The organism is Mucilaginibacter segetis (assembly GCF_016522075.1).
Taxonomy (GTDB): Bacteria; Bacteroidota; Bacteroidia; order Sphingobacteriales; family Sphingobacteriaceae; genus Mucilaginibacter; species Mucilaginibacter segetis.
This window is the reverse complement of the sequence record NZ_JAEHFW010000001.1, coordinates 2,072,232-2,088,205: the sequence shown is the minus strand read 5'-3', so window position 1 is coordinate 2,088,205 and position 15,974 is coordinate 2,072,232. Positions and strand designations below refer to the sequence as shown.

The 15,974-nt window shown below is 38.2% G+C and carries 19 protein-coding genes; 13 read left to right on the top strand and 6 right to left on the bottom strand.

Features of this window, described 5'->3' with window-relative positions; translation table 11 throughout:
- The 3 genes from I5M19_RS09675 to I5M19_RS09665 form a co-directional block, all read right to left on the bottom strand.
- The coding region (locus I5M19_RS09675) for a hypothetical protein (protein WP_200066052.1) at window positions 1-291 on the bottom strand (291 nt) is incomplete at its 3' end.
- 109 nt (window positions 292-400) lie between these two features.
- On the bottom strand, window positions 401-622 hold the full coding sequence (locus I5M19_RS09670; protein ID WP_200066051.1) for a bacteriocin-like protein: 222 nt from the start codon (window positions 620-622) through the stop codon (window positions 401-403).
- Window positions 623-786: 164 nt separating this feature from the next.
- Window positions 787-1,278 (bottom strand): YajQ family cyclic di-GMP-binding protein, encoded by a 492-nt coding sequence (locus I5M19_RS09665; protein WP_200066050.1) that lies wholly within the window; start codon window positions 1,276-1,278, stop codon window positions 787-789.
- A 167-nt stretch (window positions 1,279-1,445) separates the two neighbouring features.
- Between I5M19_RS09665 and ppk1 the strand changes: the two genes are divergently transcribed.
- The 8 genes from ppk1 to I5M19_RS09625 all read left to right on the top strand — a co-directional run bounded on the left by ppk1 (window position 1,446) and on the right by I5M19_RS09625 (window position 9,754).
- Window positions 1,446-3,503, top strand: a complete 2,058-nt coding sequence (ppk1, locus tag I5M19_RS09660; RefSeq protein WP_200066049.1) for a polyphosphate kinase 1 — start codon at window positions 1,446-1,448, stop codon at window positions 3,501-3,503.
- On the top strand, window positions 3,500-4,387 hold the full coding sequence (locus tag I5M19_RS09655) for a Ppx/GppA phosphatase family protein (RefSeq protein ID WP_200066044.1): 888 nt from the start codon (window positions 3,500-3,502) through the stop codon (window positions 4,385-4,387). Before ppk1 ends, I5M19_RS09655 begins: the two co-directional genes overlap by 4 nt.
- A 164-nt stretch (window positions 4,388-4,551) precedes the next feature.
- Window positions 4,552-5,115: a UbiX family flavin prenyltransferase gene (locus I5M19_RS09650; RefSeq protein WP_200066041.1), complete on the top strand. Its 564-nt coding sequence runs from the start codon at window positions 4,552-4,554 to the stop codon at window positions 5,113-5,115.
- Window positions 5,116-5,127: 12 nt separating this feature from the next.
- Entirely contained in the window at window positions 5,128-5,895 is a 768-nt protein-coding gene (locus I5M19_RS09645) for an SGNH/GDSL hydrolase family protein (protein ID WP_200066039.1), read from the top strand.
- A gap of 90 nt (window positions 5,896-5,985) precedes the next feature.
- Entirely contained in the window at window positions 5,986-7,305 is a 1,320-nt protein-coding gene (gene mtaB, locus I5M19_RS09640) for a tRNA (N(6)-L-threonylcarbamoyladenosine(37)-C(2))-methylthiotransferase MtaB (RefSeq protein WP_200066037.1), read from the top strand.
- A gap of 32 nt (window positions 7,306-7,337) precedes the next feature.
- Window positions 7,338-8,510: a prolipoprotein diacylglyceryl transferase gene (locus tag I5M19_RS09635; RefSeq protein ID WP_200066032.1), complete on the top strand. Its 1,173-nt coding sequence runs from the start codon at window positions 7,338-7,340 to the stop codon at window positions 8,508-8,510.
- Entirely contained in the window at window positions 8,503-8,997 is a 495-nt protein-coding gene (locus I5M19_RS09630; protein WP_200066031.1) for a GtrA family protein, read from the top strand. The genes I5M19_RS09635 and I5M19_RS09630 overlap by 8 nt, the downstream gene beginning before the upstream one ends.
- Window positions 8,963-9,754, top strand: coding sequence for an inositol monophosphatase family protein (locus I5M19_RS09625; protein ID WP_200066030.1), 792 nt, complete (start codon window positions 8,963-8,965; stop codon window positions 9,752-9,754). Before I5M19_RS09630 ends, I5M19_RS09625 begins: the two co-directional genes overlap by 35 nt.
- A 17-nt stretch (window positions 9,755-9,771) precedes the next feature.
- Here I5M19_RS09625 and rpoN read toward each other — a convergent pair whose 3' ends face one another.
- Window positions 9,772-11,247 (bottom strand): RNA polymerase factor sigma-54, encoded by a 1,476-nt coding sequence (gene rpoN / locus I5M19_RS09620; protein WP_200066029.1) that lies wholly within the window; start codon window positions 11,245-11,247, stop codon window positions 9,772-9,774.
- Between the two features lie 159 nt (window positions 11,248-11,406).
- Between rpoN and mscL the strand changes: the two genes are divergently transcribed.
- Window positions 11,407-11,814 (top strand): large-conductance mechanosensitive channel protein MscL, encoded by a 408-nt coding sequence (gene mscL / locus I5M19_RS09615; protein ID WP_200066023.1) that lies wholly within the window; start codon window positions 11,407-11,409, stop codon window positions 11,812-11,814.
- Window positions 11,815-11,857: 43 nt separating this feature from the next.
- Here mscL and I5M19_RS09610 read toward each other — a convergent pair whose 3' ends face one another.
- Window positions 11,858-12,739, bottom strand: a complete 882-nt coding sequence (locus tag I5M19_RS09610) for a ChaN family lipoprotein (protein ID WP_235985789.1) — start codon at window positions 12,737-12,739, stop codon at window positions 11,858-11,860.
- 125 nt (window positions 12,740-12,864) lie between these two features.
- Here I5M19_RS09610 and rpmH point away from each other — a divergent pair, with 125 nt between their 5' ends.
- From rpmH to tsaB, 4 genes are all read left to right on the top strand, one after another.
- Window positions 12,865-13,023, top strand: a complete 159-nt coding sequence (gene rpmH / locus I5M19_RS09605) for a 50S ribosomal protein L34 (protein ID WP_096351641.1) — start codon at window positions 12,865-12,867, stop codon at window positions 13,021-13,023.
- A gap of 76 nt (window positions 13,024-13,099) precedes the next feature.
- The gene (gene rnpA, locus I5M19_RS09600; RefSeq protein WP_200066021.1) at window positions 13,100-13,483 is read left to right on the top strand and encodes a ribonuclease P protein component; all 384 of its coding nucleotides are present in this window, start codon (window positions 13,100-13,102) and stop codon (window positions 13,481-13,483) included.
- A complete protein-coding gene (yidD, locus tag I5M19_RS09595; RefSeq protein ID WP_200066019.1) occupies window positions 13,480-13,722 on the top strand; it encodes a membrane protein insertion efficiency factor YidD in 243 nt (80 codons plus the stop codon). Before rnpA ends, yidD begins: the two co-directional genes overlap by 4 nt.
- 21 nt (window positions 13,723-13,743) lie before the next feature.
- The gene (tsaB, locus tag I5M19_RS09590; protein WP_200066013.1) at window positions 13,744-14,430 is read left to right on the top strand and encodes a tRNA (adenosine(37)-N6)-threonylcarbamoyltransferase complex dimerization subunit type 1 TsaB; all 687 of its coding nucleotides are present in this window, start codon (window positions 13,744-13,746) and stop codon (window positions 14,428-14,430) included.
- Here tsaB and I5M19_RS09585 read toward each other — a convergent pair.
- On the bottom strand, window positions 14,427-15,860 hold the full coding sequence (locus tag I5M19_RS09585) for a DUF5723 family protein (RefSeq protein ID WP_200066011.1): 1,434 nt from the start codon (window positions 15,858-15,860) through the stop codon (window positions 14,427-14,429). The two genes, tsaB and I5M19_RS09585, sit on opposite strands and share 4 nt — an antisense overlap.
- Window positions 15,861-15,974 lie beyond the last annotated feature (114 nt).

Here is a 15,974-nt window from a genome sequence, read left to right as displayed (position 1 = left end):
ATCTCCTCGGGCCAGTCCCTCGGTCAGCGGGAGCAGCAATGAGCGGATCACGGAATCCTGCCGGTTAATGAACTCTATATGCAAAACCTTGCTGAGTGCCGAAAGGCGGTTGCTTCCGGCAATTACCACATAGGCTTTGAACCAGAGGGTATCACCCGCCGCATAAAAAGGTTTGTCTAAATGAAGATGAACTTTCTCCCGGACGGTGTCGGGAACCTGGCCATAGCCATTCCACGAAAAAAGGATGAATAAAAAGCTTGCGAATAATAAAAACTTTTTTTTTATAGACATCCCAATATTTTGAAATAGAATAATTAAAAAGTAATATTCAATGAATATCGTTGATAAATATTTTATAATAAAAAAACATTATATTAAAAAAATGTTGTTGTTCCTTATGTTAAGAAACAGGACTACTACAATAAGTAGTATCACCATAAATAATAGTACCATTAAAATCACGAGAGCATATACAACCACCGTTAATTGTAGTACTACAATTGGCAAATAATAAAGCACCTAAATATTCTACAGTGCATGAGTTATCCGGATTGCAAACAGGTGGTAAACCACCATTAATTTTTTTCATTTCAGACCTGCTCAGTTGTTTTAAATTTTTCATAAATAAATTATTTCTTTAGGTTACAAATTTGCCACAACCACGCCCCGGCAACTTGGCGACATATATATGTTTAACTATATATTCCTAAATGTAGTGGTTATAGAAATAGCTATTACAATTCTTGAAGAAAATGAACAAACTGAACAAACTGACACTGGTTAATATCAATTCCGCATATTAATATACTGCAGAGGCTGCCCAAAATCATCAGCCCGGCAAAGACTGATCACCGCTTGCAGGTCATCTATCTTTTTGGCCTGTACACGTACCTGGTCGTCCATAATAGATGCTTGTACCTTTAGGCCACTGTCTTTAATTTTTTTAACGATCTTCTTAGCCACCTCCTTATCTATTCCTTCTTTTATTTTAATTTCCTTGCGTACCATATTGCCTGATGCATATTCCTCCTTACCAAAATCAAGCGCTTTTGGATCTATGCCTTGTTTAACCATACGGCTGATGATGGCATCCTGTATGGCTTTAACGCGCATGTCATTTTCGGTAAGTATGTGTATCTCATTGGTTTTCTTATCCAACTCTACTGTACTTTTTGAATCGTTAAAATCGTAACGGTTCAAAATTTCCTTTTTTGCATTGTTGATAGCGTTATCCAGTGTTTGTCCGTCTATCTTGCTTACTATATCAAATGATGGCATAAAAATTAGTTTTATTATATTACAAAGCTAAGGTAACATTTGTTATAACTGAAATTGTGCAGCTCTCGGTTCGGATATTAAGTTAAATAACCATACCGCTCATTAATTAATATTAAATTAACATTTAAATAGGCAGATTTGTGGCTACCGCTGTAAAAAGCACTTCTATGGATACTAAGAACATTCCGTTAATAAACAGGGAAATAAGCTGGCTGTATTTTAATGACAGGGTTTTGCAGGAAGCTGCAGACTCATCTGTACCCTTGATAGAGCGCATCAGGTTCTTAGCAATTTTTTCTTCTAATCTTGATGAGTTTTACCGGGTAAGGGTCGCTACCTTAAGCCGTTTGTCAAATCTGAATGAAAAGGCAAAGGAGATATTAGGTTACAATCCTAAGAAACTGCTCAATCAGATCAAAAATATTGTTGTAAAGCAGGAACGTAAGTTTAATAATCTGTATGAGAATATTATAGTAAAGCAACTTGCCGAAGAAAAGATATTCCTGCTTGATGATAAACAGCTGAACGTTACAAGGGGTGCTTTTGTAAAAAGCTTTTTCAGGGAGCGGCTACTCTCCACCCTGGTGCCCATTATGCTTGATGATAACCTGCCCCTGCCTGAACTGCGCGACAGGGCAATTTATTTTTTTGTAAAACTTACCAAAAATAAAAAATCCCGTTTTGCATTGATAGAGTTTCCGGATAACCTTTCCCGTTTCCTTGTTCTTCCGGATACGAATAATCTTAAATTTATTATTCTGTTGGATGATATCATCAGGTATAACCTCGAGGATATCTTTTTCATTTTTGAGCATGATAGCATCGAAGCTTTCTCCTTGCAATTAACACGCGACGCGGAACTTGATCTGGATAAGGAAGTAAGTGAGAAATTTATTGATTCATTAGCCAAGAGTCTTCAAAAAAGGCGTAAGGGTAAACCCATGCGTTTATTGTACGATAGTGAGATGCCTTTGGATATGCTCACCTACCTGGTAAAAAAAATGAAGGTAAGCGGGGAAAGTTTAATACCCGGAAACCGATATCATAGTTTTAAGGATTTTATAAAATTCCCGAATGTAGGCAGGCCGGAATTGGAATATAATAAAAATATACCCCTTCCTGTTAGCGGATTATCTTTTGGTAAAAGCCTGATGAGCCTTATCGCTAAAAAGGACTTTCTGATCAGCACACCCTATCAGTCGTTTGATTATATCATTCATTTTTTACGTGAGGCGGCGATAGACCCAAAGGTAAGGGAAATAAATATTACTGTTTACCGGCTTGCGGAGAATTCAAAGATCATACACGCGCTTATTAACGCGGCTAAAAATGGAAAAAAAGTAAATTGTTTGGTGGAGTTAAGGGCTCGTTTTGATGAACAGAATAATATATACTGGAGTAACAGGTTAGAGGAAGAAGGAGTAAATGTTCTGTACGGAGTAGATGGTTATAAAGTGCATTCTAAAATATGCATGGTTACACGCACAGAACGTGGCAAAAATAAATATTACGCGTGTTTATCTACAGGTAACTATAATGAAAAAACCGCTGCCATTTATGCTGATCACACTTTGCTTACGGTTAATAAAAAAATAACTGCAGATCTGGTAAACATATTCAAGGCGTTAAACAAAAATTCGCTCCCTAAGGGATTAAAAAACCTTATTGTATCTCCTGTTGATTCCCGCCCGGCTATATACAAATTAATTGATACCGAAATTAAAAATGCCAAAGCAGGGCTGCCTGCTTATATGATACTAAAAATGAATAGCCTGGCTGATGAGCAGGTAATAGCCAAACTGTATCAGGCAAGTAATGCAGGGGTGAAGATAAATTTGATTGTTAGAGGAATGTGCTGCCTCATACCGGGAGTTAAGGGATTCAGTGAAAATATTGAGGTAATAAGTATCGTAGATAAATATTTAGAACATGCCAGGGTACATATTTATGGCAACGGGGGCGATGAGAAGATGTATCTGACATCAGCCGACCTGATGACCCGTAATATTGATAACCGTATAGAGGTTGGCTTCCCGGTATATGACAACGAATTGAAAGCTGAAATAAGAAATATAATCAACATACAATTAAAAGATAATACCAAAGCAAGGGAAATAACTGGCAACAGTCTTAACAGATACCATAAAACAAAGGCCGAAGTATTAACACGGTCGCAAATAGATATATACAATTACCTTAAAACTTTTAAAACCGCAACAAATTGAGATACGCCGCCATTGATGTAGGTTCAAACGCTGTAAGATTACTTATAGCCAACATTATCGAGAACGATACTTCTGTTTCATTTAAAAAGAACACACTTATCCGGGCACCGGTAAGGCTTGGGGATGATGCTTTTTTAAATAAATATATTTCTGAAAAAAAGGCTAACGATCTGGTGAAATCCATGCAGGCATTTCGCAACCTGATGGATGTATACCGTGTTACAGAATATATGGCGTGTGCAACCTCGGCCATGCGTGAGGCGGAAAACGGCCAGGAAGTTGTAGCTCGCATAAAAGAAGAAGCGGGGATTGATCTGGAAATTGTTCATGGTGAAAACGAGGCCAAGATCATATACGCGAGCCATGCCGAAGTGAATATAGATAAGGACAAAAACTACTTGTATATAGATGTTGGCGGTGGTAGCACCGAATTGTCTTTATTTTCGCATGGTGAATTACTGGCATCAGAATCATTTAATCTCGGAACTATACGTATACTGGATAACCAGGATAAAGAAGAAACCTGGACGGAGATGAAAGATTTTATCAGGTTGCATACCAAATCGCATAAAAATATATTCGGGATAGGTACTGGTGGCAACATCAATAAATTGTATAAATTATCTGACGAAAAAGATGGTTCCCCGCTGTCGTATATCAAGCTAAAGGCTTTGTATAACTACCTGGATTCCTTCTCCTTAAAGGAGCGTATTAATGTTTTAGGGCTTAACCAGGATAGGGCAGATGTTATTATCCCGGCTTGTGAAATATACCTCACTGTTTTAAAATGCGCTAACATCAAAAGCATTTATGTGCCTACCGTTGGTATGGTTGATGGCATCATACAAACGCTTATTGAAAAAAACTTTACTACAGCGGGTTAAAATAATTTTAACAAATTGTTTAAAAATTTACAAACAGTTGTTATATTTGTGTTGCCCCTCAAGGGGCATGTTTTTCATAGGTAGATGTAGGGTCGAGTACGAGTTATTCGACCCTTTTTTGTGCCTTTAACTTTTCTTGCGTTAATTTGCTTCAAATCCCGACAATGAAAAAAAAGATAGTAGTAGCTATTACCGGTGCAAGCGGTGCAATATATGCCAAACTCTTGTTAGATAAACTGCAGCAATTACATGAGCAAATTGCTGAAGTTGCGGTAGTAATGTCGGATAATGCCAAACAGGTTTGGGAATTCGAACTGGATAATGCGGGCCATGCCAACTATCCTTACAAGCAGTACGCCAAAAATGATTTTATGGCGCCTTTTGCATCAGGCTCTGCAAAATTTGATACTATGATTATTGTGCCTTGCTCTATGGGTACTTTAGGAAGAATTGCATCGGGTGTTTCTGATGATCTGATAAGTCGGGCTGCTGATGTGATATTAAAAGAACGAAGAAGGTTGGTTTTGGTAGCCCGCGATACCCCACTTAACCTGATCCATATCCGCAACATGAAAAAGGTTACAGAGGCGGGGGGGATCATTTGCCCGGCAATTCCATCATACTATAGTAAACCAAAAACTATTGAGGAGTTAGCTATGACGGTTGTTAACCGCATTATTGACCTGATAGGGTTGGATAACGAAAGCTACAGATGGGAGGGAATATAATATTAGCTGATTATGAAGCGGATATTGCCACTTTTTTTATTTGCTATATTACTGGGGTGTAAAAAGGGTATTGTGGAAAGCGAGGTGAAATTAGATACGGATAAACTAAACGCTGATAATTTACTTTCTGCAGAACAGAAACCTTTAACCGTACCCGGAAAGGCTTATTTTTTCGGAGACAGCATTACTGAAGGGTATAGCGGAAATGCAGTTATTGCCGACAATTGGGTAAATAATGTTTCGAAATTTGTGGGGTGGGACTTTGAAAATCTGGGGATTAGCGGTACTACAATGGTAAAAAATGTTAATGGTGCAGATGATCCGCTAAGCATGTATAACAGAGCGATAGCAGAGATCCCGGAAAAAACCACCGGTGATAAATACCTGTTTTTTGCTTATGGGATGAATGATGTAGGTAAAAATGTTTTCGATGTTACCACAGCTCAATTTATTCAGGATTATCAGTATGTTATAAATAACGCACTGGCAAAAAATTGGAATCCTTCTGATATTATTCTATTAAATATTTACTATTGTAAAGATCAGGGTTTTACACTATATAATGTGGAGCCTCCGGCTACACATTTCAGGCAAATTACTTTTAACCAGGCTATAAAAAATATAGCTCTTAAAAATGAAGTGCACTTTATTGATATTTATTCTTTTATGAAAGATAACGGTGCAGACTATTTAATTTCATATGACGGGATACACCCGAATAAGAACGGGTACGCAGTTATAGCAAGAGGCGTTATTGAAGCTTTAAGAAGCTATAAATAGTATCTGAAATTAATTCCTGTATCATAATTACTGCTCATCTTTACAATCACTGTTCATTAAATCAATATTTCTTATCTTTGCAGCCGAAAAATGAATAAAAAGGTCGCATTTTATACCCTTGGCTGTAAACTGAATTATTCGGAAACTTCGTCTATCGGTCGCCTGTTCAATCAGGCAGGCTTTGATACGGTGGAGTTTACCAATACACCCGATGTGTATGTAATAAACACGTGTTCAGTTACAGAAAATGCTGATAAAAAGTGTAAGAAGATAGTTAAAGAAGCGCTAAAGATTTCTCCGCAGGCTTATATAACCATTGTTGGTTGTTATGCGCAATTAAAACCAAAAGAGATAGCCGAAATTCCCGGAGTAGATATGGTATTAGGTGCGGCCGAAAAATTTCAGATAGTTGATTATATCACCGATCTTACTAAAAATCCTAAAGCTGTTGTTTATAACCAACCTGTTTCAGAAGCTAATGAATTTGTGCCTTCTTATTCATTTGGCGACCGCACCCGTACTTTCTTAAAAGTTCAGGATGGTTGCGATTATTCCTGCACATTTTGTACCATTCCGCTTGCGCGGGGCGCCAGCCGCAGCAATACGATTGAACATGCAGTGGAGCAGGCAAAAGAGATAGCCGAATCCGGGGTTAAAGAGATCGTTTTAACAGGAGTTAACCTTGGCGATTTTGGTATAAGGAACGGTAAACGCGAAGATCGTTTTTTTGATCTGGTACAGGCTTTAGATGAGGTAGAGGGTATTGAACGTATTCGTATATCATCAATAGAACCTAATTTGCTGAGCGATGATATTATTGAATTTGTATCGCATTCTAAACGTTTTGTGCCGCATTTCCATATTCCGCTGCAATCAGGCTCAAATAAAATATTAGGACTTATGAGGCGCCGCTACAGGCGTGAACTTTATGCCGAAAGGGTAAATAAGATAAAGCAACTTATGCCCGATTGCTGCATAGGTGTAGATGTAATTGTAGGTTTCCCCGGTGAAACACGCGAAGACTTTTTAGATACTTATAATTTTTTGAATGAACTGAATGTTTCTTATTTGCATGTATTTACTTACAGCGAACGAGAGAATACACCAGCAGCAGAGATGGGTGGCACGGTGCCCGGCTCTACACGTGCCGACCGCAGTAAAATGCTTCATATTTTATCAGACAAAAAACGGAGAGCCTTTTACGAATCTCAACTAAATAAAACCGGCCATGTGCTGTTTGAAGGAGATGTTAAAGATGGCTATATGCATGGCTTTACACACAATTATGTTAAAGTAAGAACCAAGTATGATCCTGTGCTGGTTAATGAAATCAAAACAGTTTGTTTAACCGCAATTTCACCTGATGGTGATGTTGAAATAACAGAAAGCGACGAAATATTAGTTCATTAACTATTATATTCGCCTCTTAATAAATAGCAGCTATGTTCCCAACTCTTTCCTCGCTGATCGAATATCTGACCGGCTTAAACATTCCGTTACCTATACAAACGTTTGGTTTTTTTGTAGCTATAGCTTTTATGGCGGCTTATTGGGCTTTTACAGAAGAGTTTAAGCGAAAGGAAAAGTTAGGATATATCCATTCCTTTGAAAAAACAATAACCATCGGCGCACCTGTTTCTGCTGTAGAGTTAATAGGTAACGGCATATTCGGGTTTGTTTTAGGATACAAAATACTGTACGCAACCTTAAATTATAAAGCCCTGATAGATAATCCGCAGGATTTTTTATTATCACTTAAGGGCAACTGGTTAGGAGGGATAGTTTTTGCGGTTGCATTTGCTTACTGGGCCTATTATGAAAATAAAAAACAATTACTGCCCAAACCCGAAACAAAGCGCGTAACCGTTCCCCCGCATGAATTAATGGGCAGTATTTTATTATGGGCTGCTATTTTTGGTTTTGCAGGTGCAAAAATATTTAACGCGCTGGAAAATTGGGATCAGTTTATGGATAAACCCATTGAAATGCTTTTTGGCTTTAGCGGGTTAACTTTTTACGGTGGCCTGATATGCGGAGGAGCAGCGGTACTATATATAGCCAACAAACACGGCGTAAAACCTTTAACCATGCTTGATATTGGTGCACCCGGCATGATGCTATCTTACGCCATTGGCAGAATTGGCTGCCAAATGGCGGGAGACGGCGATTGGGGTATACCTAACCTTTCACCCAAACCAAGTTGGTTAAGCTGGGCGCCCGACTGGATGTGGTCGTTCAAATTCCCGCACAACGTTAATATGGCTGATGAGGGAAACCGTATCCCTGATTGCGTAGGTAAATTTTGTAATGAACTAAAATTACCTGTATACCCCACATCGTTCTATGAATCAATTGCTTGTATATTGTTGTTTATAGTTTTATGGCAAATGCGTAATAAAATTAAAGCGCCGGGTGTATTGTTTGGCGTTTACATGATTTTAAACGGGGTAGAACGCTTTTTTATTGAACTGATAAGGGTAAACACTCGTTACCATTTAGCGGGCATATCTTTTACACAGGCGGAGATGATCTCATTATTTATGGTTTTAGGCGGCGGTATACTTATTTATGTAGGGGAGAAGCGTTACAAAAATTCGTCGTTGAAGCATGGCTAAAAGATCCCTTTGGTATAAAATAACAAAGAGCCAGGCTTTACGATTTTTGCTATCCGCAGGTGCCGGTTTTCTGGTGGATATATCAGTGTTTTATGTGTTTTATCATAATTTATTTACTCAAAATAGATATCAGGTACTATCATTATCCGTCCGCAACTCAACCTTATCGCTTTGTGTATCTTATTGCCTGGGGGTACTTGTTAACTTTTTAATCACTAAATACATGGTGTTTAATGAGTCTAAATCGTCACCAGCAAAGCAATTCATAAGGTTTGCGGCCGTAGCATTTGTGGGTTACTTTGCCAATTTGGGTGTACTGAAAATAATGATACAATCATGGGGCTTTTATCCTCCATTGGCACGGATATGTGCAGCATTAAGCTTGTTTGCGGCAAGCTTTTTTATACATAAGTTTTTTTCATTCAGCTTATCATTAAGACAACATCGCCAACATGAAATTAAGCCAGATCATCAATCAGGTAACTGAAGTAGCAAAAGAAGCCGGGGCTTTTATCCGGCAGGAAAGAAAAACCTTCGATCCGGACAGAATAGAATATAAGGGGCTGAATGATCTGGTATCTTACGTTGACAAAACTGCAGAGAAAAAAATAGTTAGCGGGCTGGAAAATATATTACCTGAAGCGGGCTTTATTACCGAAGAGAAAACAACCACAAAAATTGGCGATACTTACAACTGGATAATTGATCCTTTAGATGGTACAACAAATTTTATACATGGTTTGCCTGTATTTTCGGTAAGCATCGGACTGCAAAAAAATAATGACCTGGTTTTGGGGGTAGTGTATGAAGTAAATCAGGATGAGTGCTTTTATGCCTGCAACGAATCGCCTGCATATCTGAACGGTAAAGAAATAAAGGTAAGCAATAAACCAACCCTTGCTCAAAGCCTTCTGGCTACCGGGTTCCCTTATTATGATTTCAAGAAGCAACCGGCTTATTTAAATTTATTTGAGGAGTTGATGCATCAGTGCCATGGTTTACGCCGCATGGGATCTGCCGCTGTTGATCTCGCTTATACGGCATGTGGCCGTTTTGAAGGCTATTTTGAATATAACCTCAACCCCTGGGACGTAGCCGGAGGCATAGTGATATTGAAACAGGCAGGCGGTAATGTGGTGAATTTTAAAGGCGGAGATGAAGTGCTTAATACCCGTGAATTACTGGCAACCAATAGTAAAATAACAGCAGAAATGCTGGATTATATTAATAAATATTTCCAATAAGCTGTAAACAAAAAAACTTACAATTCTTTCCTTAACCGGGCCACCGGGATGTTCATTTGTTCGCGGTATTTAGCAACGGTTCTGCGGGCTATATTATAACCGGCTTCTTTTAAAATGTCAGTAAGTTTTTCATCAGCAAGCGGGTGGCGTTTATCCTCTTTACCAATATGCTCTTCCAGTATTTTCTTTACCTCTTTATTGGAAACCTCTTCGCCACTTTCAGTTTGTATCGCTTCGCTAAAAAAAGATTTTAACAGGTAGGTGCCATGCTCTGTTTGTACATACTTAGAATTCGCCACACGCGAAACTGTTGATATATCCATTCCTATACGATCGGCTATATCTTTCAGTATCATTGGTTTAAGGTTTTTATCATCCCCTGTTAAAAAGAAATCATACTGATACTGCATAATAGAGTTCATGGTTTTTAACAAGGTTTGTTGCCGCTGCTTAATGGCATCAATGAACCACTTTGCCGAATCCAGTTTCTGCTTAACAAACTGCACAGCTTCCTTCATCTTTTTATCTTTTTGGGCGGCCTTATCATAATGCTGAAACATTTCCTGATACGAGCGACTTACCTTTAGTTCAGGCGCGTTTTTAGAATTTAAGGTAAGTATAAGTACACCGTCATTATTTTTGATATGGAAATCAGGTATAACCTGCATCTGCTTGTTATTCACCTCGTTGGAGTCGCCGGGCTTAGGGTTAAGCTTTAGTATTTCATTAATAACTTCTTTTAACTCTTCTGAAGTCATGTTTAATGAGCGTTCCAGTTTATCGTAATGTTTACGCGTAAATTCGTCTAAGTAATCTTCCACCACTAATATTGCCTTACCAATAATGGGGTCGCTGGCGTCTTTTTTACGTAACTGTATAAGCAAACACTCCTGTAAGCTGCGTGCACCAACGCCGGGTGGGTCAAACCCCTGTATCACCTTCAGCATGTCCTCAACTTCTTCATCTTCGGCTATTACGTTTTGCGAAAAGGCAAGATCATCCGTGAGCGACATAATCGGACGACGCAGATAACCATCATCATCTAAACTGCCAATAATTTGCTTTCCTATACTGAAGTCCTTGTCTGAAAGAGGCAACAAGTCAAGTTGTGTTTGCAGATTCTCAAAAAAAGAGCTTTGTACGGCAATCGGAATTTCTTTTTTTTCTTCGTCATCGTCGCCATTTTGATCATAGCGCGAACCGTATTCATTCAGATTGTCGTCCTGCAGATAGTCGTCAATATTAAATTCATCTGCTTCACCTTTTTCATCATCCTTGTTATAAATATCTTCATCCGGGTCACGGTCAGGATATTGCTCTTCAGGCTCGTTTATATTAGCAAGTGAAATATCTTCAAGTGCCGGATTTTCTTCAAGCTCCTCTTTGATGCGGGTATCAAGCGATACAGTAGGCACCTGCAACAATTTTATAAATTGTATTTGCTGCGGCGAGAGTTTTTGTAAGAGTTTTTGCTGAAGATTTTGTTTAAGCATAATAAAATAGACGTTGCCAAAAATACACCAATTACTGTTAACTTTAAAATAAGTTATACAAGATGGCTGATGGTGTTAAAAGGCTGTTTTATATAATTTGTTTGCGTAAAATGTGAATTATTCATAATATTGAGTTATTCAGAACATAAAATAACAACTATGGGTTTCGTAAAAGAGTTTAAGACATTTGCAGTAAAGGGAAACGTTATTGATCTGGCAGTTGGTGTAATTATTGGCGCTGCTTTCGGTAAAATAGTCACTTCGTTAGTGAACGATATTATAATGCCGCCTATTGGTTATATTACAGGTGGTATCGATTTTAAAGATGCAAAATATGTGCTTAAGCCTGCAATAGGAGATACTCCCGAAACATCAATAAATTACGGATTGTTCATTAATTCGGTTATTCAGTTTCTTATTATCGCTATCTGTATATTTTTTGTGGTGAAGGCAATAAATTCACTAAAAAGAAAAGAAGAAGTTGCTCCTTCTGTTCCGCCGGCACCATCCAAGGAAGAACTATTACTTACAGATATAAGGGATATTTTAGCGGATAAAAAGGCCTGATGTAGCTCCTGTTAAATTAGCTGCACAAATTACCTGCCGTTATCTATTGGTAGCTACGCGGAAGTTTAGGATCAGTTAAAATGATATAATTGCCCATTTTCGCGAACTTTTCCCAATCCGGATCATCAAAACTTTCGTCGGCATATGAGGCAATGTTTATCACCCTTACCTTTGGCGCATATTTTTTAAGCTGTACTACAGTACCCAGTTTTTCTTCGCTGTGAAATCCGCCGTTTAACTGTAAAATTTTGAAATCTTTATGTGCTTTATAGAACCGGGCTATGGACCACCCCATGGTAGCATCCCATAAATTTTGCGATTGATAGATCTGCATGCCACCCATAGCACCATGTCCGCCCATTATGGTCTCAAATTTTTGATAGTATGGGCCAACTGCCGTATCAATTGGCAATGGAGGAAGATAGGATTTCGCCTTCTTGCTTAGGTTCTGCAGGCTGCTTAAGCTATTACGTGTTACCATATTAGTATAACGCGATGGGGCATTGGCTGCAATTACGGGTATATGCTGCGTTTTAGCGTACTCTACCAATGGGCGATAGTCTTTATAGTTAGGCCATGTACGGGCATCGCTAATTAAGTTCTTTTCGCGGATAAGCCCGTTCAGGTATTCATCTAAAACAAGCTGGCAATCCGTTTGGAACATTTCCATAGACAATGCAGTTTTACCCGGATACTTTTCGGCAAGTTTTTTAAACAGCAGGTATTCTAACTGGTGCCCGGTTGAATCGTTATGTTCTTCGCCGAAAAATAACACATCTGCATTAGCCATATCATTTATTACATTTTCTAAAGTAGCTGTAGTTTTTGTACTGGTATTATATATTTTATAATGTGTGCTTAGTGAATCCTGACAAAAACCAACTAACGGAAAAATTAAGAGAAATGATAATACAGACAACTTCATGTGTGGATAGCTTTATTAATGTTGATAAATTTACTCAAATAACAACAATACTATTTGAAAAAACTAAAAAATACGCTACATTTGCACTCTTATTTTTAGAACGACGAATAGAATAAAATATAGTTATGAAAAGAACGTTTCAGCCCTCACAAAGGAAAAGAAGAAATAAACACGGTTTCCGTGAGCGTATGTCAACTGCTAACGGCAGAAGAATACTTGCGGCAAGAAGAGCCAAAGGCAGAAAAAGATTGTCAGTATCTGACGAGCGTAGCCACAAAGCATAATTCCGGTTGTTTTCTCCTTTAATTTAAGGGGACCGAACCGGGTAAATCGCTTATTTTCGGTTCAGTATTAACAACTATGTATACTTTTAAAAAAGAAGAACGTTTATGTAACAAAAGGCTTATTGAGAGTCTTTTTCATAAGGGTTCTTCTTTTTTATGTTATCCCTTCCGTGTCTCCTGGTTGCCTGCCGAAGGCCCACAGGAATTTCCTGTACAAATAGTATTCTCCGTTTCAAAAAGACGTTACAAGCGTGCTGTTGACCGCAATATAATAAAGCGGCGCATACGCGAAGCCTATCGCCTTCATAAGCACACGCAATTATATCAAGCCCTAAATAGTGCTGATATCAACATCATATTATCCATCGGTTATATTGGTAAAGAGATCGCTTCATTTGATTTTATGGAGAAAAAAATGCTCAGACTGCTGGAGCAACTTGGAGGACAAGTTTTAAAATGAACTTTTTATGGGATATATTTAAAGGTATAACAGGATATATTTTTATCCTTATTATAAAAATATACCAATACTTTATTTCTCCGCTAACGGGTGCATCATGCAGGTATACACCAACGTGTTCACAATACGGGGCGGAAGCAATAAAAAAGCACGGTGCATTTAAAGGAGGCTGGCTAACTATAAAGCGTATAGCCAGTTGCAATCCATGGGGTGGGCACGGGCATGATCCGGTACCTTGATTTTTAATTTTGATTTAATTAATGATACTACAAATAGAAACCGCAACAACTACGTGCTCCGTAGCATTGGCTCAAAATGGCAATATTTTAGCCTTTAGAGAGGTAAATGCCCGTAACATACATGCAGAAGTAATTACTGTGTTTATTGGCGAAATAATGACCGAAGCGAGTATTATATATGAACACCTTGACGCCATAGCAGTAAGTTGCGGACCCGGGTCATATACAGGGTTACGTATAGGAGTATCAACGGCTAAGGGATTATGTTTTGCTTTAAATAAACCGTTAATAGCTGTTGAAACATTAGCCGCTATGGCTGACGGCATAATAGCATTGAATGATGTAGGAACTGATGTGCTGTTGTGTCCTATGATAGATGCCCGCCGCATGGAGGTATACACTGCCGTATTTAAAAATAACGGAGAGATTGTAAAAGATACAGCTGCGGAGATAATAGACGGGAATAGTTTCAGCGATTTACTAAACACCAATAAAATATTATTTTTTGGAGACGGAGCAGAAAAATGTATGGACGTTTTAGACAATAACCCTAATGCGTTATTTAAAACAGATTTTGAAAACTCTGCCGCACACCTTGCTAAGCGCGCTTTATATAAGTTTGAAACAAAAGATTTTGAGGACGTGGCTTACTTTGAGCCATATTATTTAAAGGACTTTATTGCAGGCAAAAAAAAGACAGATAATTAATTACCTGCACCAAATATTCTGTCGTGTAATCTCTGAAAAAAGGTTTTACTTTCTTCAAGCGGGATGTGGCTGGCATTCATAGGATGCTCAATAACTGATCCTATTTTAAATGAAGCTCCTAAAAATATATTAGCACCGGTGTACGCAGGGCTGCGGCTAATTTGTGACTGATTGTCCTGACTTGCTAAAAGTAATCTTCCGGACGGAAAAAGCCTGTCGCTGCCAATATAAAATTCAGCATTAGGAGATTTTATCATAAACTGCGCACCCATACTAAATAAATTGTAATTATTATAATCGGCTGTTAAGCTTACGGTGTAGTTATTAATAGAAACCGGATTTACCAGAGCAGCAGTAAACCCGTCGTAAAATATTTCTTTTGACAGAACAAGTGTAGGCGAATATTTAATATTTCCATCATACCCGAATAAAAACGATCTGTTGGCGCTCAACTCAAATTTCCCATTGGTAGGAGTGATGAATGATCCTGTGGATAAGCCACCTTTAGTGATCTGTGTAACAGTATTGTAAATACTATCTTCCCTGTGAATGCCTGATATATCGTTGATAACGCCGCCTGAACTAAACTGATAACTCTTTGAGCGGCCGCTCCAATGAATAAACCCCAGGTCTTTAATATTACCCTGTATTAAAAAATTATCACGTGTTCGGAATATTGATCCTATACTAACTGAGGCTCCGGGATTTCGGAAAGTTGGTAAAAGATCACGCGTAGTAAAATCTCCGGGTATATAATTTTTACGGTAGGTGCCTGTCAAATTCAGGGTTGCTTTGTCATTTACGCGGTCAAAGTCTATCTGCGACTGCGTTATTTCCATTTTTTGGTATTGTATACCCATTAAAGCACTAAGCTTTATACCGAGTGCCAATCTTTTGGTTACGCTTTCACGATAGGTAAAACTCAGCTGATGGTAAGCCTGAAAATAACCCTTGTCGTTAAATACGCTGTCATAGTGGTCTCTTTCAAAAGCATTCGGCCCGTCAAATAATGCCACCGATTCATCGGTAAAATCACCTCGTCCCTCCAATTTACTTTGTAAGGATATCCCTATTTCTGATTTACCATTAAGGCTGGTAAAGGCTTTATACATTATAGAATATACATTTGCACTCCCAAACCCTCTGTTTATGTTATTTTGGCCAACACGCAGATATGAAGGGTCGTAATAACCCTTAAATGCACGGGTTTTTAAAGGCACCTGTGCATTGCCTGTCAAATAAAAATCCGAGTTAAAGTTTGGAATAAAGAAGTTAAAGGCAACTTTTCGGCTCGAATCGGGTATAAAGGTTCCCTGCGCCGGGTTTTCAAATGAATCATATAAAGTACCGGTATTGTATTGAGAAAATTGTTGGCCGAAAATTTTAGTTGTAAATATAATAAAGTAGAAAGCCAAATATATTTTCTTCATAACACCTGTCGCGTTGCGCTTTATTAGCACGCACTAATATATAATTTTAATATTAGTTCGAAATTAAATTAACTTGATGCTAATAATAATTCCTTTAACGGAATTGGTGAAGGA

Bases quoted from the DNA above. Each gene is read 5' to 3' on its own strand.
- I5M19_RS09635 (WP_200066032.1), top strand. From the start codon at position 7,338: ATGTTCCCAACTCTTTCCTCGCTGATCGAATATCTGACCGGCTTAAAC.
- rpmH (WP_096351641.1), top strand. From the start codon at position 12,865: ATGAAAAGAACGTTTCAGCCCTCACAAAGGAAAAGAAGAAATAAACAC.
- yidD (WP_200066019.1), top strand. From the start codon at position 13,480: ATGAACTTTTTATGGGATATATTTAAAGGTATAACAGGATATATTTTT.
- I5M19_RS09625 (WP_200066030.1), top strand. From the start codon at position 8,963: ATGAAATTAAGCCAGATCATCAATCAGGTAACTGAAGTAGCAAAAGAA.
- rpoN (WP_200066029.1), bottom strand. From the start codon at position 11,247: ATGCTTAAACAAAATCTTCAGCAAAAACTCTTACAAAAACTCTCGCCG.
- I5M19_RS09610 (WP_235985789.1), bottom strand. From the start codon at position 12,739: ATGAAGTTGTCTGTATTATCATTTCTCTTAATTTTTCCGTTAGTTGGT.
- I5M19_RS09650 (WP_200066041.1), top strand. From the start codon at position 4,552: ATGAAAAAAAAGATAGTAGTAGCTATTACCGGTGCAAGCGGTGCAATA.
- I5M19_RS09645 (WP_200066039.1), top strand. From the start codon at position 5,128: ATGAAGCGGATATTGCCACTTTTTTTATTTGCTATATTACTGGGGTGT.
- mtaB (WP_200066037.1), top strand. From the start codon at position 5,986: ATGAATAAAAAGGTCGCATTTTATACCCTTGGCTGTAAACTGAATTAT.
- I5M19_RS09665 (WP_200066050.1), bottom strand. From the start codon at position 1,278: ATGCCATCATTTGATATAGTAAGCAAGATAGACGGACAAACACTGGAT.
- ppk1 (WP_200066049.1), top strand. From the start codon at position 1,446: ATGGATACTAAGAACATTCCGTTAATAAACAGGGAAATAAGCTGGCTG.
- I5M19_RS09585 (WP_200066011.1), bottom strand. From the start codon at position 15,860: ATGAAGAAAATATATTTGGCTTTCTACTTTATTATATTTACAACTAAA.
- tsaB (WP_200066013.1), top strand. From the start codon at position 13,744: ATGATACTACAAATAGAAACCGCAACAACTACGTGCTCCGTAGCATTG.
- mscL (WP_200066023.1), top strand. From the start codon at position 11,407: ATGGGTTTCGTAAAAGAGTTTAAGACATTTGCAGTAAAGGGAAACGTT.
- I5M19_RS09630 (WP_200066031.1), top strand. From the start codon at position 8,503: ATGGCTAAAAGATCCCTTTGGTATAAAATAACAAAGAGCCAGGCTTTA.
- rnpA (WP_200066021.1), top strand. From the start codon at position 13,100: ATGTATACTTTTAAAAAAGAAGAACGTTTATGTAACAAAAGGCTTATT.
- I5M19_RS09670 (WP_200066051.1), bottom strand. From the start codon at position 622: ATGAAAAATTTAAAACAACTGAGCAGGTCTGAAATGAAAAAAATTAAT.